The following is a 15,088-nucleotide window of genomic DNA, read 5'->3' as shown; positions in this document are numbered from 1 at the left end:
GGGACATCTCGGCGAAGCGAGAGATTATTTGCTGCCAGATTCGGGAGAGGGAATAGCGACTTTAAGAATCCATGTCCCATCCTCAGCGGAGGTTGTGAATGTGCCACCAAGACGTCCGATGATATCGCGGTGTATGGCTAGTCCTCGGTTAGATTGCGTCAATGAGGGAATAGATGCAATGCTATTCATTTGGATGATATTCAAAAAAGTATGATTAACCTCGATGCTAAGCGAGTAGTCTCCGTCTTGCCGGCTGCAATGCTTGCGTATGTTGAAGAATAATTCCTGCAGTAACGAACAAACTTCGTCGCACACCTTTTTTCCATATGAGTTAGCGTATTCGATTCCTTGTATGCTTACTGTCCCGTTATACCCCATCTGGGCTAGATCCAAACGATTCCGCTGAATAATACCTGTTATGATTTCATCCCAAAGAGTTGTATTATTTATTTGCTCGTCTAGGGAGGAATAATCCTTGTGGCGCAGCATGTCGATAGCCTGATGGGCGCAGTCCAGAGCGTCCTTGGCTCTATCGGAAAGTTTGTTTAGTGTTTCCTGTTCGACACCGTCCGCGTCCATTAAGCGTGTCTCAGCAACGGTGATGATATAGGTTAGATCATTGGTTAGCTCATCATGCATTTGTCGTGCAATGATTCTATCGCGTTCCATTGTTTCGTTGCGTTCTTTGAGCGTTTGCAATCTCAGCTCAAGCTTCTGCCGCTCCGCCTCGTGACGATATCGTTTGATGCCATATCCTATGACGCTTCCGATACTCTGCGCAATTGTCATCGCCATTGCAGTTGATAATGGTAACCCATGCATTAAAGACATAAGAAAATTTGCAACAGTATACAATAAGGCCAATGGCAACATAATCCATGGGCGAATGAGACAAAAGCCTATGCCGAACGCAGCTGCAACACCAAATACCATATTGCTGGAATCAATGATAGGTATACAAGTACATGTGATCGCAATGATGATTGTTATGGTAGCTCCCGCTCTCGGGAATAGAGCGATTGATAAACATGCAAGAACGTACGCGATATTGATGGAATTATTGAGCCAATTGTCTTGTACTTGTAAACGACCCGCGTATGCATCCAAAATAATAGCGGTACACATTATTGTAAGCAACAAGAATATGTGCATTTTTGTGTTATGTTTAATTTGTTGCATATTCAATTTGAATGCCTCAAACAGCTTTGCATCCACATAGATACCAAATGCACACGATTGCGAGCATGTGTTTTAGCGATAGCACGTTTGAGATATGTGTTTATTGTTGATTCGGATAATCCCAATTTATTGGCGATTTCAACTGATGTGTCTCCTTGTGAGCATAAGGCGATGATGCTTTTTTCGCGATTGGAAAGCGAGTGAATACCATTTCTGGTGTTTTGAGCTAAAGCTTCAAATGATTTCTGGGGTGATTGAAAAACGTTGCCACAAATTGTTTTTTGTAAAATATCTTTTTGGATAATTGTATTCACAAGTTTTTTCAATTCACTTTTCCCTATTATAGTTTGAGCTCCTGCGGCACTTGCTTCATTCGCATACTCTTGAAGACTAAAAGAAGTGATGGCAATAATATAAATATGATTGTCTCGTTCCCGCACGGCGCGGATAAGTGATGATCCTTCCATGTCTTCCATGGACATGTCCACCAGCATTACATCCGGATGTTTCTCTGTGCGGATGAAATCAAGGGCTTTTCCCCCTGAATTTGCTAGCCAGGCGATACTATATGAATCTGGTAGTGCTCGCTTTAAATAGGCAGCGATGGCCTGCAACGCAAATACGTCGTTGTCTACGATGCCGACCATCGTTGCTTGATTCATTGTTGTTCCCCTTTTCTGTGTTAACATCAGATTTTACTACTTGCACAAGCCAAGTAATTTCAGCCAGTAAGGACATTCCTTAATCATTTGGGTAGATACGGATTCCTGTTCTATTGGCCACTGATTGCTTTGTCTGTTGATGAGAGTCGATGAGGGGGCTGCTAAAGTTGTGGATAAAACTACGGTTGAAATGATAGATGTTATAATTGTTGTGGTCATTTTTTCATCCTTGATGTGTGTTGATATTGCTACTTACGTTGAATTGTAGCAGAGTGTTGTATTCGTTCTGCCTGTATTTCATGAATGGTTTCTTGTGTTGCTTCATGAAGTTTTTTGCGTATTGCAGCATCTTCAGTAGCATTTGTGCCCCGCTGCCATGGTTTGTCAAGCGTTAACATAAAAATAGCTCGTACAGCCGTGAGGCATACGGTATATACGATTACGAGTGTTTCCTCTCGGGTGAAAGTCCATGCGATAATAAGTGAAATTACCGCAAATATTATTACTTCTAGTATTGTTATTAAAATAGGAATAGCAGGCTTATTGAGGTGTTGTCTGTAAGTAAAAGGTCGTTCTATTAACAATTCGATTATGTCGGCAAATGTTATTATGAGAATTATCGACAACAACAAAATGCTGAGCGATATATTGTTGATTTGAAAAACCCATAAAATTGTAGACAATGATAATAGAGAAATTGGAAGCCTGAACAGTACTGTTAATAACAGATGTCCCAATAACACCTTCGTTAAAGGAATTGGTTCCCATGCTTGTTTATTATCATTGAAAAGAGTGAGGTGATTGGTATTTTTGATTAAATGCGCCATAAATTCCTTCTCTTATCTTTGAAGAATTCGAGTTAGCTGAAACACTGCTGGATTACGCCGTCAATGCCAAGAATCATTGCGAAGATGCTCTGCGCTTCGCCGCCCATTTGAATTAGGAAATCTCCTCTTCGTATTGCTTCCCAGATTTTAGTGACTCCGCCGTATATTTTTCTTGCTTTCTTTATCCAATTGATAACTTTACCGACTGGAATTCCGTATTGCAAAACTAACATTCCTACTTCGTATGCGCATCCTGCAGGGTTGAAATAAAGTTGAACTTCGTTTGGATTTAGGCCTCCCATGGCTGTATTCAAACGTTCGAGATAGTTGGGTGTCGTTCGCGGGTCTGCCATTTGTAAATCAATAGGTATATTTTCAAGACGATGAAGTAATTTATCAAGTTGCTCATCAGTGATTGTTGGAGTTGACGACAGTTGATTAATTACTTGTAGTGAGTCATTGATATGGAAGCTTCTTTCCATTGCTGAAGCGGGCATGGAGATTCCTGAAATTAATGCTCCTGTGGTGACAAATACAATTAATCCAAGCCATACTGACTTTTTCTTGTGAACCATTTCTATTCCTTTCGGTTGTTTAGTACATTAACTAAGGTAGCTTGATTGAGTTGCATAATAAAAAATGTGTCATCATTTCTGGGACGCGTGGGTTTGTTCATTCATCTCGAACGGAGAGCGGTGATGATATGTTGGTGCGGTAAAAGGTGTAGGCGCAAACAACGATTGATTACTTTATCAATGGGGTCGAGGAACATAGAGAGGAGAGTCCTGTGCGCAGGCGAGCAATGATGCGGCGGGGGATAGCCGCGCTTGCTGCCGCTGCGCTGATGCCACTGATGGCGGGTTGCGGGCAGGTGCAGGTGACCACGGCCTTGTCCGGGGCGCCGGAAGGGCCGACCATCGCCATCGGGGTGGCGGCCGACGAGCCGTGGCTGGGATACTGGCATGACGGCGACTATGAGGGGCTTGACATCGATATCGCCAAATACGTGGCCACCAAACTCGGCTACGCGAACAAGCAGATCATTTTCAAACAAGTGCGCCCTGAAAACCGAGTCTCGCAGCTGGCAGAAGGCAATGTTGATATGGTGGTGGCTTCATGGTTAATCACCGACCAGTCGAAGCAGGCTGTGAATTTTGCCGGCCCGTATCTGAAAACCGGCATAGGTGTGCTGGTGCGCGAACGGGATGTCAAAACACTTGCAGCCGACGATAATCCGTCGCTTATCGGCAGCCTTGCCGGGCGCACGGCATGCGCGGCCAAAGGCGACGAAGCCGCTGAACTGCTCAGCCGGGAGCAGCCGGAAGTGACGATTCAGGAACGCGACAGCTATGCCCAGTGCGTCACTGCGATGCAGGTCGGTGCGGCGGATGTGATCGTGGCGGACGAAGCGATTCTTGCCGGACTGCGAGCGGCCGACAGCGGGCGGTATTCGACACTGCTGCAGCTCAACGATCGGCAGGACTACGGCTACGGCATCGCCGTGCGCCGCGATGCCCCGCAATTGGCAAGCAGTGTTGCGACTGCACTGAACGACATGGTTGAGGACGGCAGTTGGACAACAGCCGTGCACGCCTATGAATCCGCCACCGGTTTCAGCGTCGGATACGCCAGTGAGGCCGAGGCGATCGTCAATGCCGAGTGATGGCTTACGCCTCATACATTCCGCAATATAGGAAACCAGTGCAATCGGGGCGTTAAAGTGTCCAGTTGCGCGGCTAATTTGCTGACTTATGAGTGATACTGAGAAGAGCGCAACCAGCGCATCTGAAGAGCCCGGCTTCCGCTACAACGCGCAGCTGGCGCAGGATATCGAAAACAAATGGCAGAAGATTTGGGATGAGAAGGGCACGTTCTGGGCCGCGAACGTGAACGGCGATCTGAAGGACGGCAAGGGGCGTAACGCCGAGGGCCGCCCCTCCTACTTCGCTATGGACATGTTCCCCTACCCCTCCGGCAAGGGTCTGCATGTCGGCCATCCGCTTGGCTACCTCGCCTCCGACGTGGTCTCCCGCTACCACCGCATGAAGGGCGAGAATGTGCTGCATGCCATGGGCTATGACGCCTTCGGTCTGCCCGCCGAACAGTACGCCGTGCAAACCGGCCAGCACCCGCGTGTGACCACTGAGGCGAACATCGCCAACATGAGCCGTCAGCTGCACCGCATGGGCCTGAGCTTTGACAACCGCCGCACCTTCGCCACCATCGATCCCGGCTATGTGCGTTGGACGCAGTGGATCTTCTCGCGCATCTACGAAAGCTGGTATGACGAGGACGCCACCAATCCCTCCGGATCCAAGGGGTCCGCACGCCCGATTTCTGAGCTGGTCGCCAAGTTCGAAAACGGTGAGAAGGCCATCCCTGGCCACGAATCCGACGGCAAGGCATGGGCTGATCTGAGCGAAGCCGAACAGCAGGATATTCTGAACGACTTCCGCCTGGCTTACATCTCCAAGTCGCCGGTCAACTGGTGCCCTGGTCTGGGCACCGTGCTCGCCAACGAGGAGGTCACCGCCGAAGGCAAGTCCGAGCGTGGCAATTTCCCTGTCTTCCAGCGTGAGCTGCGCCAGTGGTCTATGCGCATCACTGCGTACGGCCACCGTCTGATCGCCGATCTTGACGGCATCGACTGGCCTGAGAAGGTCAAGCTCATGCAGCGCAACTGGATCGGTGAAAGCCACGGTGCCTCTGTGCACTTCACGGTCGAAACCCCGGCCGGTGACAAGGACATGGAGATTTACACCACCCGTCCCGACACCCTGTTCGGCACCACCTTCGCCGTCGTCTCCCCGGAACACCATCTGCTGGCCGACGTGCCGGCCGAATGGCCCGTCGAAACCCCCGAGGATTGGAAGGGCGGCTATGCCACCCCGGTCGAGGCCGTCAAGGCCTACCGTCTGGCAGCCGAGGCGAAAACCGCCAAGGATCGCGTGGATGAGGCTGGCGAGAAAACCGGTCTGTTCACCGGTCTGTACGCCATCAACCCGATCACCGGCGTCAAGCTGCCGCTGTTCACCGCCGACTACGTGCTGATGGATTACGGCACCGGTGCCATCATGGCCGTGCCTGGCGGCGACCAGCGCGATTATGATTTCGCCATCAAGTTCGGTCTGCCGGTTATCTACACCGTCAAGCCCCTGCCCGAATCCGGCGACGACCTGGCCAACTACGAAGGCAAGGCCCCGTTCGTCTCCCACGACGGCATCGTGATCAACTCGTCCGTCGAGGCCACCAAGGCTGCTGGCGATGCACTGAGCCTCGATGGCCTGCGCGTGGACGACGCCATCGCCAAGGTCAACGCCTGGCTTGAATCCGCCGGCGTGGGCAAGGGCACCGTGTCCTACCGTCTGCGCGACTGGCTGTTCTCCCGCCAGCGCTACTGGGGCGAGCCCTTCCCGATCGTCTACAGCGAGGACGGCACCCCGCACCTGCTGCCGGACGATCAGCTGCCCATCAACCTGCCTGACGTGCCCGACTACCAGCCGCGCACCTTCGACCCGATGGACGCCGAATCCAACCCCGAAGCGCCGCTGAGCCGCAACGAGGACTGGGTCAAGGTCGAACTCGATCTGGGCGACGGCAAGAAGACCTACTACCGCGACACCAACACCATGCCGAACTGGGCCGGCTCCTGCTGGTACTACATGCGCTACATCGACCCCACCGACACCAAGCACATGGTTGAATCCGACGAATTCAACTACTGGATGGGCCCGAACCACAACAAGTATTCGGGCGATGAAGGCGGCGTGGATCTTTACATCGGCGGCGTCGAGCATGCCGTGCTCCACCTGCTGTACTCGCGTTTCTGGCACAAGGTGCTCTTCGACCTAGGCTACGTGGATTCGGCAGAACCGTTCCACAAGCTGTTCAACCAAGGCATGATCCAGGCCTACGCCTACACCGACGACCGCGGCCAGTACGTGCCGGCCGACGAAGTGGTGGAAGGCCCTGCCGATGCCAACGGCGAACCCACGTTCACCTGGAACGGCGAACACGCCAACCGCGAGTTCGGCAAGATGGGCAAGTCGCTGAAGAACATCGTCACCCCGGACTACATGTACGAGAACTACGGTGCCGACACCTTCCGCCTCTACGAGATGAGCATGGGCCCGCTGGACGAATCCCGCCCGTGGAACACCCGCAACGTGGTCGGCGGCATGCGCTTCCTGCAGCGCCTGTGGCGCAACGTGGTGGACGAAACCACCGGCGAGCTGCATATCAGCGAGGAAACTCCGGACGAGAAGACCCTGAAGCTGCTCAACAACACCATCGCCGACGTGACCGCGGAGATGGAGGGCATGCGCCCGAACACGGCCATCGCCAAGCTGATTGTGCTGAACAACCATCTGACCGGTCTGAAGGCCGTGCCGCGCGCCGCCGTGGAACCGCTGATCCTGATGCTCGCACCGATCGCCCCGCACATCTGCGAGGAACTGTGGGAGCGACTGGGCCATGACGAGTCCCTGTCCGCCGCACCGTGGCCGGTTGCCGACGAACGCTACGTTGGCCACGACACCGTGACCGCCGTGGTGCAGATCAAGGGCAAGGTGCGCGCCAAGCTCGAAGTGCCGGTGGACATCGACCCCGCCGAGCTGGAGAAGCAGGCACTCGAGGCCGTGGCAGATCGTCTTGGCGGCAAGGAACCGCGCAAGGTGATCGTCAAGGCACCGAAGATCGTCTCCATCGTGCCGGCCGAATAAACGCTGTTTGCTCGATTGATTGATGTGCCCCTCATAGCCTTTGCGGCTGTGAGGGGCTCATGCTTATGCTTAGCGTTGGTCTACCGCCCAGCTCGATCTCGATCAAGTGAAAGCGACGCAATCTCATCCGGTGCCACCTGCCGTTCGATCACGCCATTGCGCATGAGCAGGGCCGCATCCACGATACCGCCCAGCTCATCATTATGGTGCGAGGCGATGATGATGGTATGCCCCTGCTCGCGCTGATAGTTCACCTCCTTCATGAACTGTTCCACGGAACGCCAGTCGAGGCCGTTGGTTGGCTCGTCCAACAGCACCAACCGCTGATGCTCCATGAACGCTTGCACAATGGCGAGCTTCTGCCGCATGCCCAAGGAATACGACTTGACCTTGTCGTTGCGATGATCCCAAAGATCGAACAGTCGCATCAGCCTCTCCACCTCCGCCGAATCGAACGCATGGTTGATATCCGCCAGATACCGCAGATTATCCATTGCGCTCCTGGATGGCGCAAAACCCGGCGTCTCGATGATGATGCCGATGTTTTCGGGCAGCTTGTGGTTAAACGTCACAGGCGTTCCGTTGATGGTTATGGAGCCGCTGGTTGGCTTGATGAACCCGCAGAGGGTTCTGAGCAGCATGGTTTTGCCCGAACCATTCGGTCCGAGAATGCCATATACCTTGCCGCGTTCGAATTGTGCACTTACGGCGTTGAGCACTGTTTTGCGCCGAATGGTTTTCGATACGTTGTCGATGTTCACATACATGAGAGCCCTCCTTATAGGTGTGATGTGAGTAATTCCGTATGCTGATAAGCGATGGCGATTGCGATGATCAGTGCCGCTATTGTCAAGGGGAATAGCAGCACCCAATTGGGTATGGTGAGAAGATTTACGTCCATAAGCACATGCTGTAGGGCGGGCAGAATGGCACACAAGGCCACGATTGCCAAAATCCACAGCCAGCCTTGCGTGCGGTAGCCGACCAGTGTGGCGAGTATGTCACTGAGCAGCAGAATGAACAGCATCAAGGTGGCCCAGATCGCACCCGACGCCAGAGAAACGAAAGAGAAACTGCGTGTGCGGTAGGGAAAAGCCTCGGCAGGCAGCATGGCGAATAGCATCACGGTGATGACAAGCTGTGCGCCGGCGAATATCACACAGTAGCCGCCGGTCGCAGCAAAGCATCGAGCCAATCGGCCCCAGCTTCGTCCGCGTCGTATGAATACGAATGGATTCGGCCTCATAAGATATTCGGCAGGCTGACCGAGAGAAAGCAGCGTGCCGAACAGCATGAACCCGATGAAACCGAGATTATTTTCCATACCGGTGACGCCGGCATATTCGGCAATATGTGGCGTGCCTACGAACACTACGGGATCCGGTGGCAGGATGAATCGTGACATCAACGCGCAATACAGTATGCCGAGCAGTATGCGGTAAACGGTTCGTCCATTGATGGGAAGCATGCGGTGCAACATGATGGCCTCGCTATTGCCTGAGATAGTCACGATGTGCATACGCAATCGCATTGGCGGCAATGAGTATTGCGGCCAGGATGAGAAATGGCAGCACTCGTTCCTGCAGCAGTTGCGATGAGCTGTGGACGGAACTCATAAACAGAAAAAGCCGATCCAATACTCGGGGAGCGGCTATGCTGAACATCCAATTCGCCAAAGCGAACATAATGATGAACGGAGGCGCGGTAAACCCCCATGAGGCACCGGCATTGATGGGCGGAAACGCTGCCAGGCCAATCACTGTCAATTCCATGAACAGATATCCGATGGTCAATGGCAATGGCGCAAGCGAAGCTGAAACGAAAGCAGGTGGAGTTTGTGATGCGGACAGCCATGCGATGATGGCCGCAAGCGAAGGCACTAATGAGGCCAGCAGCGCTGCGATCAGCACCCATATCAGGTTGAGCCTCAACTCTGTGCGGGGATCGGCTCGCACGCGTTCGAAACCGGTGAATTGGGTCGAACCAAAGCAGAGCAGCAGTAGAAACAGAGGCACGAGGTTATAGCCGAATATATTGGTGTTCAGCATGACCTGCTGCCAGCGGCCTGTAAGATCGGGGCGCGCATACGACATCACATAACTCATGATTGCCAGTGCGGCACAGCCAAGCATGGCTAATTTCGCCAGTGGAACAGCCCTGACAAGCGGCATGAGGACATTACCATGCTTCATGGCGCACCTCCAGCAGATAACACGCGGCTATCATGATTATCAGCGCAGGTAATGTGACGGCTGCCCCCAGTGCGCAGCATGCTTCGTTCGCCACGCGGATCTCCAGAAAATCAATAAAGCTCAAACCACCTAGAGATGTTCCGCTGGTGGCCATCCATACGATGTACGACAGCACCAGAGGAACGATGATTTCCACGTACCGATGCCGTGTCCAGAATGATAGGCATATGGCCAAGCATGCCAGCAACCCTGAGAGCGCGAATACATAAAGCAGTATGGCTACCAGCAGCACAACCTGGTTGCGTTCATAGAAGCCATACACCCACGAGTCGAATGTAATCAGCGGATATGCTGCCCCATCATTGGTGAAATGACCATCCACAAATTCCATATGAGGTTCTCTGACAACTGCGACCAGCAGGCTGAGCGCTAATGGCAGGAATCCTCCCAAGCCTCCGAGAAGGAAGCCGGAAACCAAAGATGATCGTATGATCAATGGCCTTGGAATACGTGCCCTCAGCAGAGGCAAACGATTGGTATGGCGTTCGTTTGCGTAGATGCTGCCGCCTGTCAGGGCCGCCAGAAACGGAAGAAGAAACAGATACAAGTGGGTTCCTGAACCGAAATAATTAAAGAGCAGCATGTAGTTGAGAAAGGTCGGTCCGATATTGGGCAGTTGCCAAACATCGGGGAATGAAGTGACCTGCTGCACAACCAGCAATGTTATGGAAACGATAAGCACTGCAATCCAGCGTATGCTGAGGCAGCCATCGCGAAATTGTTCTTTCCATAATCGTGTAATCATGTCCCCTCCTTGGTGAGCATCATTGCTACTTTCGATTCCACTGTAAGAAGAGCTCACCAAAAAGACCATCCTAGGCATACACGAAACGTGTATATGCCAGCTTCCCTCCGAGTCCTCATTGTTCTACGCTGGAAACTCACGGTTCCATAGCTGTGCGGGTTGGTGAGTGCGAATGGTGGGTATGGGAAACAGCGAAGGCGATGCTATGCCGCAGGGTAGGAAAACAATGATTGCCGTAGCTGTGCTTGCTGCAGCGTTGACTTTGTGGACCATTTTTTGGCTAGAGGCATTGAGCGTATTGTCCTGCATCGTCTGCGCTGTGTATATCGTCTTGCTGCTTGTTGTTCCTTGGTGGCCTAAGATTGCCAGCGTAGTGTTGCTCATGTCCGATCCGGTGCTGTATTTTTTGTTCACGGATGTTACAGAGATTTCTTATTTCGGTAATCTGGTGGCTATTGCAATTCTTGCATATGAAATCACCAACCGTTCGGTTGCCCTCATGCTCGTAGTATGCAGTTGCGTGCAACTCTTGGAGAATCTGCTGCCCAACACCTACGGATTGAATATCCAAACATATCCGTCGTTTGTAATAATGGATATATTAGCCGCTCTTATTGGTTGTTCACTTCGATGGCATAAACAATATTTCGAAATGCGTCGCCGAATGGAACATAATGAGGCACAGCTTGAACGCATACGTACTAATGAACGAATTGCGCGAAATATTCATGATTCGGTGACGGGAGACTTGTCATTTATCGTGCGTAAGGCACATCAATATCCGGAGAGTGATGATTGGGATCAAGTGGGGGAAGCGGCACTGAAGGCATTGTCTTCGGTGCATCAAATCATTGATAAATTGGATGAAAAAGCTGATGCGCTATCTGCTGATTCGGATTTCGAGACTTTTGTTGGGAACCTTACCGATGCGTTACATTCCCATGACCGCCGGTTGCAACAGATTGGTTTTCAGGGTGTTAGCAATGTTCATGTTTCACGGCACCCCGCTGCGTTGGATGGTGCGAAGCGGACTGTTATCGGCGATTGCCTCACCGAAGTATTCGCCAACATCATGAGGCATTCAACTCCGGAAGGAAGCTACCAAGTATCAGTTGAATTAGGGCGAGAAGGCGCTGTGATAATGGCGGTGAACGATTGCCCTGCTGCTGATGCGGCAACATCCTTTCCAGGCGGAACCGGTTTGGAGCGTTGGCGTCACATGGTATGCGATGAGTATCACGGTGCAATGGATGCGGGCGTGGTTGATGGGCAATGGCAGCTGCGTGTATTCATTCCGGGAAATGCGACTGATATTAAAAAGAATGGGCGGTCAAGATGAGTGAGCGTGAAAATCGAGCCGATGACCCAGCTTATGCCCGCAATGAGCAGCTCTACCGATATCCAGTCAGCTATCGCATCGCTCTGCTGGACAATGACAGACGAGCCTTGCTTTCCCTGCAGGAACTGGTCGAACAACATCTGGCACCATCACAGGTGATATGGACTGCTGAGCGAGGCGAGGACGCCATCGAACGATGCTGCGACGCTCGGCAGATACCGGATCTTCTGGTTGTGGATATGTCATTGGAAGGCCTGCAGGGCAGCAGCGTATGCCGCCGAATTCGCGCACGATCCGCACGGCCAGCCATATTGGGAATCACCAGTTTTTCTTTGAACTGGTATCGGCAAAAAGCCACAGCTTGCGGCATGCAAGGGCTGATAGGAAAAAGCGAGGATCGCGAGATTGTGCTGGCGATGCAGCAAGTAGCTGCGGGAAAAACATTTCCCGGATTCGACATGCCTCAGATGGCCCATCTGCGATTGAAAAACGATCATTCCCTCAACCTGCTGCTCACCATGCGCGAAGAGGAAATCATTACATTGTCTGCGGAACGGGGCATGAGCAATCAGGAAATCAGCGATTTGCTGGGGATCACGGAAGCCACGGTCCGAAAACATATGCAGCATATTGTCACCAAACTCAACGCGAATAACGTGCGTCACGCCGCAGCCATCTGGCTGAACCAAGCCGAATAGAGTCGACTGTGGCGCAGACTGTTCGCCCGGCCAATGTGGATAACTGCGTAAGCTCTCTCCACATACCCTGTTCTGGCTGGACAAACGCCCATGAATCCCTCAACGTGGAATTCATGGGCGTTTCGCGTATCGAACGGCAGACGCAGTTGCGGCAACGGTTGCGTGTGCTCGGCGGAGAGGAGCTAGTGTCGCCGCCGGACTCACAGCGGGGCAACAGCCGACGGCAAGAGCCGCCGGCACCTCCGCCGATTCGCCATGCCCGAATGCGGACGACTGGTGCTGCCACGCATTCCCGTTCATCGGAGATGCCGGCTATTTCTCCGATGCCGCCGGCAGTGAGCTTCTCTAGCATGATCGGTGTGCGCCCGGCTGATGGACAGGGGCAGGAGGCACGCCGCAAACGTGATCAGCCGCTTCTGGCCTTCACCTCTGTGCATGCATTGGCGCTGATCGTGCTTTTAGTGGCAGGCCTTGCCATGAGCTTGACACTGCTCGTGCAGCAAGCGGCCAATTTGACGCAATTTACCCAGTCTGCGATCTCGCAAGGCTCACAACCAAACCATGATGATGGAGCAAACGATTCTGATGATTCCGGCGACTCTGGCGATGCCAACCTTGACACCAAAACTGAAACTGAAACGGAAAACAATGCCGTAAACAGTGAGAAGATGGCCGAGCAGCCTGATGGTACATCCAATGGGGGAGCCGAAACAGCTGCGGGTTTTATTGACCTTAACTCCGCCACCAGTGCGGAACTGCAAACCATCACCGGCATCGGGCCTGTTATCGCGCAGCGCATCATCGACCATCGCACAGCCATCGGCCGCTTTGAATCGATCGAACAACTATTGGATGTCAAAGGCATCGGGGCGAAAACCTTGGAGAACATGCGCGGGCAGGTGATGGTTCAATGAGCGGTGGGTGCGCTGATTGGGCGCTTCGAGAGCAGGGCAGCAGGGATTGGCGTATGCTGCCGGTCGCGCTGACGGCGTGGGCTGCGAGCCTTGCAACTCACTACGGCTTCGCATGGATGGTGAGCGATATGACGGGCGATGGATCCGTAACACCGGTGCTGCGCGCATGGCCGATACCATCTGCCCATCCAATACTGCTGATCGGTATGACCATAACGGTGTTGCTATTGGCTGTATTGGTTGTCGCCGCTGTGCTCAAACGTCGCTGGGCCGTCATGCTGGCGGCGTGTGTGGCGATGGCATTGGTTGCCAGTATCGCTTCCATCACGGCAAATGCACTGCTATGGATTGATCCGGCAACAGTGCAGGCAAGGCAGGGAAAGGCTGTGAGTACCGTCACCCTCATGCTCAGTGCGCCGGCTGTTGCCGCCGATCAACGCGACTACGATTGTCAGGCGGATGCGCGTCTGACGGGATTGCAACATGACGGCGAAACACTTCGCTCTGCCGCCTTGGCTCGCATATACGCTTCCGGAGAGGAATGCACGCAACTGGTGAATGGCGGCGGCTACCGTATGACCGGCGTATTGCAACAGGCGGAATACGGCAAGCTGCCGCTATGGCTGTTGGTTGAGGAAGGCAATGAGTCGGCCCGTATTCGTGCGGCACCCGTGCCTTTGGCAGTTGTGCACCATATGCAGCAGACATTCTTTGCCGTCACCGAACAACTTCCTGATCAAGGCAGAGTGCTGGTTCCGGGCCTGACATTGGGAGTGCTGGGGCAGGATTATGTGGGTGGCGCGGCAGACATGAATCCGGTGAACGATACGTATGCGCAACGGCTGGAGGATTGTTTCCGTCGTTCCGGCATCATGCACCTGATGGCTGTGTCCGGTGGGCATTTCGCACTGCTAAGTGAACTGGTGCGACGTGCTTGTGCATGGCTGCTCATCGATCGGCGCATTACCGCCGTAGCTATGGCGATGGCGCTTGTGGGGCTTGCCACAGCCATGTTCCCCAGTGATTCGGTAATGCGTGCGCTCATCATGGGATTGATGAGCGCGGCATGCCTGATGCTCGGCCGACGTGCACAGGCGTTAAGTGCCTTGTGCTGGACGGTTATTGGCGTGTTGATCATACAGCCGCGCATGGCATGCAGCTTCGGTTTCGCACTCTCCGCAGCGGCGGTGTTGGGCATTGTGCTATTCGCTCGACCACTGAGCGAGCTGCTGGGTAAAGTGATGCCCCATCCGTTGGCCGAAGGCATGGCCATGACCATGGCTGCGCAGATGTTCACCCTGCCCATTCAGATACTGATGGAGCCGCAACTGCCGTTACTGTCCATTCCGGCGAATCTTATTGTCGCGCCATTCGTCGGATTCTCCACCATTACAGGGCTTATGGCATTGTGCTGCGCTTGGTGCCTGCCTGCACTGGCCGGTATCTTGGCCGGCACAGCAGCATTAGGCACATTGGTGATGGAGCGAGTCGCACTATGGTTGGGTAACGGTTCCATGGCAATGCTGCCATGGGCTGAGGGAGTATGGGGTGCGCTGTTGATGTTGGCAGCGGAGCTCGCCGTTGCATGGGCGCTGAGAGGCGCTATGCGCCGCGTACGCCGATTCAATCTGGTGGATGAAGATCTGCCGGGTGAACGTTTCGGTAGTTCCTGGCGTGTGCGTCTGAATCTGTGGTGGCAGGGCACGATACGATTGGTCAACCCTTGTCCAGCGATGCGGGGAGATTGAACA

14 protein-coding genes are annotated in these 15,088 nt (G+C 53.3%); 6 read left to right on the top strand and 8 right to left on the bottom strand.

The genetic code is table 11. The features are described from left to right. Positions 1-24: 24 nt before the first annotated feature. The 4 genes from G1C95_RS12700 to G1C95_RS07660 all read right to left on the bottom strand — a co-directional run bounded on the left by G1C95_RS12700 (position 25) and on the right by G1C95_RS07660 (position 3,243). A complete protein-coding gene (locus G1C95_RS12700; protein ID WP_169172368.1) occupies positions 25-1,215 on the bottom strand; it encodes a sensor histidine kinase in 1,191 nt (396 codons plus the stop codon). Continuing rightward, entirely contained in the window at positions 1,182-1,841 is a 660-nt protein-coding gene (locus G1C95_RS07670; RefSeq protein ID WP_169172367.1) for a response regulator transcription factor, read from the bottom strand. The genes G1C95_RS12700 and G1C95_RS07670 overlap by 34 nt, the downstream gene beginning before the upstream one ends. A 248-nt stretch (positions 1,842-2,089) precedes the next feature. Then, complete coding sequence (locus tag G1C95_RS07665; RefSeq protein WP_169172366.1) at positions 2,090-2,668, bottom strand: hypothetical protein; 579 nt, start codon at positions 2,666-2,668, stop codon at positions 2,090-2,092. A gap of 32 nt (positions 2,669-2,700) precedes the next feature. Next, complete coding sequence (locus G1C95_RS07660) at positions 2,701-3,243, bottom strand: hypothetical protein (RefSeq protein WP_169172365.1); 543 nt, start codon at positions 3,241-3,243, stop codon at positions 2,701-2,703. Between the two features lie 212 nt (positions 3,244-3,455). Between G1C95_RS07660 and G1C95_RS07655 the strand changes: the two genes are divergently transcribed. Both G1C95_RS07655 and leuS read left to right on the top strand, forming a co-directional pair. Further along, a complete protein-coding gene (locus G1C95_RS07655) occupies positions 3,456-4,331 on the top strand; it encodes a transporter substrate-binding domain-containing protein (RefSeq protein WP_335341418.1) in 876 nt (291 codons plus the stop codon). An 88-nt stretch (positions 4,332-4,419) separates the two neighbouring features. Beyond that, on the top strand, positions 4,420-7,389 hold the full coding sequence (leuS, locus tag G1C95_RS07650; protein ID WP_169172364.1) for a leucine--tRNA ligase: 2,970 nt from the start codon (positions 4,420-4,422) through the stop codon (positions 7,387-7,389). A gap of 80 nt (positions 7,390-7,469) precedes the next feature. Here the strand turns inward: leuS and G1C95_RS07645 are convergent, their stop codons facing one another. The 4 genes from G1C95_RS07645 to G1C95_RS07630 are packed head-to-tail and all read right to left on the bottom strand — an operon-like array spanning position 7,470 to position 10,386. Next, positions 7,470-8,156, bottom strand: coding sequence for an ABC transporter ATP-binding protein (locus G1C95_RS07645; RefSeq protein ID WP_169172363.1), 687 nt, complete (start codon positions 8,154-8,156; stop codon positions 7,470-7,472). A gap of 11 nt (positions 8,157-8,167) precedes the next feature. Beyond that, the gene (locus G1C95_RS07640) at positions 8,168-8,908 is read right to left on the bottom strand and encodes a hypothetical protein (RefSeq protein WP_169172362.1); all 741 of its coding nucleotides are present in this window, start codon (positions 8,906-8,908) and stop codon (positions 8,168-8,170) included. Beyond that, positions 8,880-9,581, bottom strand: coding sequence for a hypothetical protein (locus G1C95_RS07635; protein ID WP_169172361.1), 702 nt, complete (start codon positions 9,579-9,581; stop codon positions 8,880-8,882). The genes G1C95_RS07640 and G1C95_RS07635 overlap by 29 nt, the downstream gene beginning before the upstream one ends. Next, positions 9,568-10,386, bottom strand: a complete 819-nt coding sequence (locus G1C95_RS07630; RefSeq protein ID WP_169172360.1) for an ABC transporter permease — start codon at positions 10,384-10,386, stop codon at positions 9,568-9,570. The genes G1C95_RS07635 and G1C95_RS07630 overlap by 14 nt, the downstream gene beginning before the upstream one ends. A 181-nt stretch (positions 10,387-10,567) precedes the next feature. Here G1C95_RS07630 and G1C95_RS07625 point away from each other — a divergent pair, with 181 nt between their 5' ends. From G1C95_RS07625 to G1C95_RS07610, 4 genes are all read left to right on the top strand, one after another. Next, positions 10,568-11,725, top strand: a complete 1,158-nt coding sequence (locus G1C95_RS07625) for a sensor histidine kinase (protein ID WP_169172359.1) — start codon at positions 10,568-10,570, stop codon at positions 11,723-11,725. Further along, the gene (locus G1C95_RS07620) at positions 11,722-12,423 is read left to right on the top strand and encodes a response regulator (RefSeq protein WP_169172358.1); all 702 of its coding nucleotides are present in this window, start codon (positions 11,722-11,724) and stop codon (positions 12,421-12,423) included. The genes G1C95_RS07625 and G1C95_RS07620 overlap by 4 nt, the downstream gene beginning before the upstream one ends. 350 nt (positions 12,424-12,773) lie before the next feature. Then, the gene (locus tag G1C95_RS07615; RefSeq protein ID WP_169172357.1) at positions 12,774-13,337 is read left to right on the top strand and encodes a ComEA family DNA-binding protein; all 564 of its coding nucleotides are present in this window, start codon (positions 12,774-12,776) and stop codon (positions 13,335-13,337) included. Continuing rightward, positions 13,334-15,085, top strand: a complete 1,752-nt coding sequence (locus G1C95_RS07610; protein ID WP_240947487.1) for a ComEC/Rec2 family competence protein — start codon at positions 13,334-13,336, stop codon at positions 15,083-15,085. The genes G1C95_RS07615 and G1C95_RS07610 overlap by 4 nt, the downstream gene beginning before the upstream one ends. Positions 15,086-15,088 lie beyond the last annotated feature (3 nt).

The organism is Bifidobacterium oedipodis, assembly GCF_012932425.1.
Lineage (GTDB): Bacteria > Actinomycetota > Actinomycetes > Actinomycetales > Bifidobacteriaceae > Bifidobacterium > Bifidobacterium oedipodis.
Note: the sequence above shows the minus strand (reverse complement) of the source record. Positions and strands in the feature narration are given on the sequence as shown.

Bases quoted from the DNA above. Each gene is read 5' to 3' on its own strand.
- G1C95_RS07670 (WP_169172367.1), bottom strand. From the start codon at position 1,841: ATGAATCAAGCAACGATGGTCGGCATCGTAGACAACGACGTATTTGCG.
- G1C95_RS07665 (WP_169172366.1), bottom strand. From the start codon at position 2,668: ATGGCGCATTTAATCAAAAATACCAATCACCTCACTCTTTTCAATGAT.
- G1C95_RS07660 (WP_169172365.1), bottom strand. From the start codon at position 3,243: ATGGTTCACAAGAAAAAGTCAGTATGGCTTGGATTAATTGTATTTGTC.
- leuS (WP_169172364.1), top strand. From the start codon at position 4,420: ATGAGTGATACTGAGAAGAGCGCAACCAGCGCATCTGAAGAGCCCGGC.
- G1C95_RS07645 (WP_169172363.1), bottom strand. From the start codon at position 8,156: ATGTATGTGAACATCGACAACGTATCGAAAACCATTCGGCGCAAAACA.
- G1C95_RS07640 (WP_169172362.1), bottom strand. From the start codon at position 8,908: ATGCACATCGTGACTATCTCAGGCAATAGCGAGGCCATCATGTTGCAC.
- G1C95_RS07635 (WP_169172361.1), bottom strand. From the start codon at position 9,581: ATGAAGCATGGTAATGTCCTCATGCCGCTTGTCAGGGCTGTTCCACTG.
- G1C95_RS07630 (WP_169172360.1), bottom strand. From the start codon at position 10,386: ATGATTACACGATTATGGAAAGAACAATTTCGCGATGGCTGCCTCAGC.
- G1C95_RS07625 (WP_169172359.1), top strand. From the start codon at position 10,568: ATGGGAAACAGCGAAGGCGATGCTATGCCGCAGGGTAGGAAAACAATG.
- G1C95_RS07620 (WP_169172358.1), top strand. From the start codon at position 11,722: ATGAGTGAGCGTGAAAATCGAGCCGATGACCCAGCTTATGCCCGCAAT.
- G1C95_RS07615 (WP_169172357.1), top strand. From the start codon at position 12,774: ATGATCGGTGTGCGCCCGGCTGATGGACAGGGGCAGGAGGCACGCCGC.
- G1C95_RS07610 (WP_240947487.1), top strand. From the start codon at position 13,334: ATGAGCGGTGGGTGCGCTGATTGGGCGCTTCGAGAGCAGGGCAGCAGG.